The 4,855-nt window shown below is 44.6% G+C and carries 8 protein-coding genes; 3 read left to right on the top strand and 5 right to left on the bottom strand.

Features of this window, described 5'->3' with window-relative positions; genetic code table 11:
* The first annotated feature begins 351 nt into the window (after positions 1 to 351).
* Positions 352 to 696, top strand: coding sequence for an endonuclease V (locus GV818_RS35240; protein WP_372242145.1), 345 nt, complete (start codon positions 352 to 354; stop codon positions 694 to 696).
* A complete protein-coding gene (locus GV818_RS35245) occupies positions 668 to 1,015 on the top strand; it encodes an endonuclease V (protein ID WP_372242144.1) in 348 nt (115 codons plus the stop codon). Before GV818_RS35240 ends, GV818_RS35245 begins: the two co-directional genes overlap by 29 nt.
* Here GV818_RS35245 and GV818_RS33495 read toward each other — a convergent pair.
* Together GV818_RS33495 and GV818_RS33500 are read right to left on the bottom strand one after the other, a co-directional pair.
* Positions 984 to 1,850 (bottom strand): hypothetical protein, encoded by an 867-nt coding sequence (locus tag GV818_RS33495; protein ID WP_161778718.1) that lies wholly within the window; start codon positions 1,848 to 1,850, stop codon positions 984 to 986. The genes GV818_RS35245 and GV818_RS33495 overlap by 32 nt on opposite strands.
* Before the next feature lie 63 nt (positions 1,851 to 1,913).
* Positions 1,914 to 2,084 carry a hypothetical protein gene (locus GV818_RS33500; protein ID WP_161778719.1) on the bottom strand — a complete coding sequence of 57 codons (171 nt, stop codon included), beginning with the start codon at positions 2,082 to 2,084 and terminating at the stop codon, positions 1,914 to 1,916.
* A gap of 239 nt (positions 2,085 to 2,323) precedes the next feature.
* Between GV818_RS33500 and GV818_RS33505 the strand changes: the two genes are divergently transcribed.
* The gene (locus tag GV818_RS33505) at positions 2,324 to 2,596 is read left to right on the top strand and encodes a hypothetical protein (protein WP_161778720.1); all 273 of its coding nucleotides are present in this window, start codon (positions 2,324 to 2,326) and stop codon (positions 2,594 to 2,596) included.
* A gap of 308 nt (positions 2,597 to 2,904) precedes the next feature.
* Here the strand turns inward: GV818_RS33505 and GV818_RS33510 are convergent, their stop codons facing one another.
* Genes GV818_RS33510 through GV818_RS33520 form a run of 3 tightly spaced genes read right to left on the bottom strand, consistent with a single transcriptional unit; the run spans position 2,905 to position 4,562 of the window.
* Complete coding sequence (locus GV818_RS33510; protein ID WP_161778721.1) at positions 2,905 to 3,396, bottom strand: SMI1/KNR4 family protein; 492 nt, start codon at positions 3,394 to 3,396, stop codon at positions 2,905 to 2,907.
* A gap of 52 nt (positions 3,397 to 3,448) precedes the next feature.
* On the bottom strand, positions 3,449 to 3,934 hold the full coding sequence (locus GV818_RS33515) for an SMI1/KNR4 family protein (RefSeq protein WP_256679596.1): 486 nt from the start codon (positions 3,932 to 3,934) through the stop codon (positions 3,449 to 3,451).
* A gap of 4 nt (positions 3,935 to 3,938) precedes the next feature.
* Positions 3,939 to 4,562, bottom strand: a complete 624-nt coding sequence (locus tag GV818_RS33520; RefSeq protein WP_161778722.1) for a hypothetical protein — start codon at positions 4,560 to 4,562, stop codon at positions 3,939 to 3,941.
* Positions 4,563 to 4,855: the final 293 nt, after the last annotated feature.

Below are 4,855 nucleotides of genomic sequence, written 5' to 3' on the forward strand. Positions count from 1 at the left end.
CAATCACCAATAAAAAATTTTTCATTTGCTATTACTCCAACTAGTCTTTAGGTTTCAAGTTAAACACTTTCCCACTTTCGCCTTGAAAATTCTGGTGAAGCCTGCCGCCGAAGACCAGGCTGAAAAGAGATTCGGTCGCCAATTAAATGCCCGTCGCTGACTTGTTCGGAGTTTCCTTAAGCATAAGACCTTCCAGACTCGCAACATGATAAACTTTCCAGCAGTCGAAAATTGCATAGTATGTATATAAAATATTAGCCTACTCAAACCAGCGCAACAGAGCCCCCCCATATGCTACCCGCCATAAAACATGCTTGAGACATCCCTCCCAACGAAGCAATAGACTTACAAATAAAACTCTCAAAGCAAGTAGTTAGAAAAGACCAACTGGGAGTGGTAAACCGCATCGCAGGAATTGATGTTGCCTGCCATAAAAATAACGACACACTAATTGCATCTATTGCTATAGTTGATGCACACAGCCTAAAAATTATCGAAAGCCATGCATGGGCAGGCATAGCGTCATACCCTTATGTACCTGGTCTTTTTTCGTTTAGAGAACTGCCTTCAATCGTAAGGCTTTTATCAACTATAACCCACCGACCTGACCTGATCATTTGCGACGGGCAAGGTATAGCTCACCCTCGTCGGTTTGGCTTGGCTTGGCTTGGCATCGCACTTGGGGGTACTTTATGAGATACCCACTATTGGATGCGGAAAAAGTCGCTTCATCGGTGAATACGCACCTCCCCTTAATGAAAGGGGATGCCAATCAGGCCTGTTCGACGGCGACGAACTAATCGGGGCCGCGCTCAGGACTCAAAAAAATGTAAAACCTGTGTTCGTTTCAATCGGCCACCGAATCTCCCTTGAAACCGCCTGCCACTGGGTATTGAACGCCACACGCAACTATCGATTACCAGAAACAACTCGACTTGCAGATCGATATGGAAGGCAGTTCTACGAACAGAACAACCCGCCCATCAAGCTCCCAAGCCAACCATCCGATTATTAAAGTACACATCACATTCCGGGTGAAGCGCCTTAAACTCCGCACACCACTTGCGCCAAAGATCACGTTTCCCCTCATCTTCGGCGACCCTCAACTCTTTTAATTGATCGAGGCTTCTCAAGCGTCCCAAAGTCTCTGGCGAATCGGAAATACGATCCACATATAATTCCTTTACATGGCTTAAATTTTCACCGCTTAACAAATAATTAATAGCTAATTCATCAACACCACCCCCACTTAGCGATAACCGCGAACCGCATACAAGCTCCGAGAGTTCCTTCTTCTCTCTCAACACAGGGAATCTTATGAAATCAATAACCGTCGACACCCTTCCAAAATAATCTCCCATCAACGTTAAACGCTGCAATCTACCCATTGAAAAACCCAAAGACATCATGAAAGCATCACGCTCATACAGCATTACATCTATTAGATCGCCGTTCTCATACCATTCATATTGTTGTGTGACATCCCCACCTACTTCAAGGGAACGAAGCTGCCCCCCTGAATAGTACGTAACCTCCGCAATAATCCAGCCATACTCAAACAGCCTTTCACTAACACAAACCTCACCGGCAAACTCATAAGCAAATCCATTGTAGACTTCACCATTCAGAAAAAACTGTTCGCCTGTGTAATCACACTCCGACTCGATACCGACGCACTCTCCCTCCGAAATAAACTCGCTGCGATAAACACCTATGTAACAGCCATTGTCATACAAGCCACCCCACATGAGCTCTCCACCCCTAAACTCCAATGCCGCCCCAGAGTATGGTGCACCTCGAAAAATCCATGTACCAGCCTCTTCTGTCAACGCCGTTTTTTTTATAATCATCAGTGTTTCCTCCCAGTAATTACATCCACATCCTTAAGTACGCCACTGCAATTCGAACACGCCTCAAACATGCCACCCTGACCATTTTTTGGTGCCAGCTTCTTTTACATCTTCAATTAGAAGCATTGGATAGCAGGCAAGCGCGCTGTTTACTGCCATGACCTCGGCATGCAAGCCAGGAATACCATTTTGCACATCAAATCTTTTTCCACCGCCAACAAGATTCTCGATCATCTTCCTAACCTGGGGTGTGAGTGGCGTTCCGGCTTTAGTACACAGACCACTCACTTGCTCCATGAACACTTCAGTATTGGTCACTGTGAAATATTGTTTGGTCTCATGGCGGCTGTGCGTGGGAGATCCTTTTGGGTCTGCCGGCTTATCTGGTGCCGGTTCGCCAACCTGCGTACAGCTGCCACCTTTCGTTTGGCGACGGTAGGGACAGCATCACTCCCATTACCAGAGAACTAACCATGAACAGATACATGTCGATTACCGGCCACGACTGCAACATTCCCTCACTGCTGATCGATACCCAAGCCCCCATTGATGTGCTGCACGATGCAGCGGCGTATCGCATTCGCGCTGTGACTCAACTGCTGGAGAACTTCGCGATTTCTGATGAAGCGACCAAAGACGCAGTGGTGCTGCAGGAACTGTCGCTGGTGTGCAGCATTTTGCTGCGCGATAGGTGTGATTTGATGGATGTGGCAGGGCGACGGATGCAAGGTCAGCTATCCGCATAAACAGAAAGGGGCGGTATAAAGCCGCCCCTTCAGCCTTGGTACATAGTTGGGAAGTTTTCATTTACACGTTCCCTGCCCAATAACTGATCAACTGCAAACCCAGGCTACCTGAAACAAAAATGTCTTCTCGCAATAGTTCAACAGCCCCACCGAACACCATTAACGCCCTAAAAAACCATCACACAAGAGAAACCAAAAATCTATAAATCCTAGAAGCATAGATTACCGAAAATACAAAAACATCAACCACCAAACAACGCCATCATCAGATCAAACTATATTTTATTCCTATAAATCATTTTTACGCTCTATATTAGCAACAAATCCCCCACACTCCGCCCACCACTGTCTCCATTCACTTGCAAAACCAGATCATGCAAAAACCCAATCAAATCATAGGAGGTAACCTCAACAACCTCATCATTCGAATCATAATGAAAAACCTCATCCCCTAATGCGCTTTGCACAAAGTAGTACTGAGTTTCGGAAATAAAACAAAAAACAAAAGGCCGATTCAGATACTCTTCATAACCCCCATTTCTCAAATCACTAATAAAAATCTCTTGAAAAAGAAAATGCTCTCGAACCCGCCAAGTTGGCCGATACAATTGGACAATCGCGTCCCCCATCGCTCCACCATCGCACCGCCCCATAGTCGAAAGAAATTCATAAAGCTGCCCTGAAATTCGTAAATTGTATAACCTCGAAATAGCATCAATTTCTTCAGCACTATAACCAACACACTCAGAAGCACAGACTGAGGTACAATTCAACACCTTATTTACAAAATCAACGCTCATATTTCACCCTCTACGAACCAAACTTAGACAACAGATTTTTTTCGACGCCCCCCTAAATATTTAAAAGATCACCTTGCACTGGAAATGTACGCTCAACCTGAGAGACAAGTGCTTTCAAAAAGCCACTCAAATCATAAGGCGTCTCTTTAACAAACTTAGCCTTAGCATCAAAATGATAAACAGCATCACACTCTTTAGTCCGAATATAATAATACCGATCACTTGAGAGCATACAAAATACAAAAGGCATCCCTAAGTATTTGTAAAACCCACCATCTTGCATCTGAGTCAAAAAATCGGTCTGAAATAGCAAATGCTCTCTTACTCGCCAAGATGGTTTGTACAAAGGAATTACTTCATGACCAAACATCCCTCCATCGCAGCGCCCCATCACCGAAAGAAACTCCCCCAACTGACCATCCACTCGTACATTGTACAGCCTCGAAATCGCAGCAAGTTTTTCATTAGTGTAGCCAAAACATTCCGATGCTTTCACAGACGTGTGGACTAATATCTCTTTTAAAAAATCTCCATTCATGGATTTATTCCCGTTGTGCCATGAAACATCCGAATATCAAAACTCGGATTTTTTCAGCGAATATTGCACTACTAATAGAACAGCCTGAGCACATACCAGGCTTGAGTGCAGATATATTCTCCACACCGATTGAAATAGTTGCTTTCTTCCCCGAGTAAGCATTTTGAAAATAGCTCATCAGCTTCTGTTCGGCATGATTAAAGTTTGTAACCCAACCATTACCATTCATAACACTTGGCACTGACTTTGTATCGGTCTTAACAATCGTATACCGAACTCCACCAATTTCTACCACTGAAGGTGAATTCCCCCTCAAATTCTTTCCACTCACCGAGAGCACATATTGCACATTACCGTCAACATTAATCGATCCTGCCGCAACAGATAAAGCCCGAGTTTCACCTTTCTTTACATAATCTCCAAGGGCTTCACGCAACACAGAGGGGTTGATTGCAGCATCTGATATTTTGTTAAGATCATTGACCCATAAATTCGTTGGACGTCCATGCAAATCCGCAGGAACTCTAGTAGACGTCCCAGCTTCACCACCAGTTCCTTTTGTCGCATTAGGTATTGGGACACCAACCACACTGGGCTTCGCCCCCCGGTATCCCCAAGCTAGCAACACCGAGCGCACCCAAGACGATATTAGTCGCCTGGTCCGGGTCGTGAACACTCCTTACGGCGGACATTATCCATCTAAAGTCAATGTTAACTCAGACCAAAACAGACTACACAACAATCAAATAATCTCGATTTTATTAGAACACACACTCAGCGAGCACTTAGAATTGACCACTCCACACCGAACTCTTGATAGCGGCCACTCACTTGAGCATAGGAAAGTAACTCGTCATTTACATCGTACAAGATCGAGTTCCATTTTTTTCCAAAAACAAAAGCAAACCATAAGTAGAGAAG

The sequence above is a fragment of the Pseudomonas sp. Fl4BN1 genome (assembly GCF_009908285.1).
Classification (GTDB): domain Bacteria; phylum Pseudomonadota; class Gammaproteobacteria; order Pseudomonadales; family Pseudomonadaceae; genus Aquipseudomonas.